At 64.5% G+C, this 709-nt stretch carries 2 protein-coding genes; one reads left to right on the plus strand and one right to left on the minus strand.

The genetic code is table 11. From position 1 onward, the window contains the following. The coding region (locus A9X04_RS21500) for a class I SAM-dependent methyltransferase (protein ID WP_197509277.1) at positions 1 to 503 on the plus strand (503 nt) is incomplete at its 5' end. A gap of 20 nt (positions 504 to 523) precedes the next feature. Here the strand turns inward: A9X04_RS21500 and A9X04_RS21505 are convergent. Then, the coding region (locus A9X04_RS21505) for a class I SAM-dependent methyltransferase (protein WP_197509278.1) at positions 524 to 709 on the minus strand (186 nt) is incomplete at its 5' end.

The following is a 709-nucleotide window of genomic DNA, read 5'->3' on the forward strand; positions in this document are numbered from 1 at the left end:
AGGGCTGGGAGAAGTTCGACGAGCCGGTCGACCGCATCGTCACCATCGGCGCCTTCGAGCACTTCGGCCGCCAGCGCTGGGGCCACTTCTTCAAGATGGCTTACCGGGTGCTGCCGGCCGAGGGCGTCATGATGCTGCACACCATCACGCGTCCCACCTTCAAAGAGGCCAGGGCGCAGGGCAATCCGCTGACCCACGAAGTGGTTCACTTCACCCAGTTCATCCTGGCGGAGATCTTCCCGGGCGGCTGGCTGCCGACGATCCCGTCGGTCGAGGAGCACGCGGAGGAGGCCGGCTTCAAGATCACGCGCACCCAGTCGCTGCGGCTCCACTACGCGAGGACCCTGGAAACGTGGGCCACCGCCCTCGAGGCCAACCGGGAAAAGGCGATCGCGATCCAGTCCCAAGAGGTCTACGACCGCTATATGCACTATTTGACCGGGTGCGAGAACTTCTTCCTCAAGGGCATCAGCAACGTCGGCCAGTTCACCCTGGCCAAGTAGCGTCTGGCGCGACCGCCCGGTTACTTCTCACACGTGAACTGGTTGACGTCGGTGTAGCCCTGGCGGAACAGCTTGGCGCAGCCGGTCAGGTACTTCATGTAGCGCTCGTAGACCTCTAGGGACTGGGTGGCGATCGCCTCGTCGCGGTTGGCCTCGAGGGCGGTGGCCCACGTTTCCAGGGTCCTCGCGTAGTGGAGCCGCAGCGA

It is taken from the genome of Mycobacterium sp. E3247, assembly GCF_001667785.1.
Taxonomy (GTDB): domain Bacteria; phylum Actinomycetota; class Actinomycetes; order Mycobacteriales; family Mycobacteriaceae; genus Mycobacterium.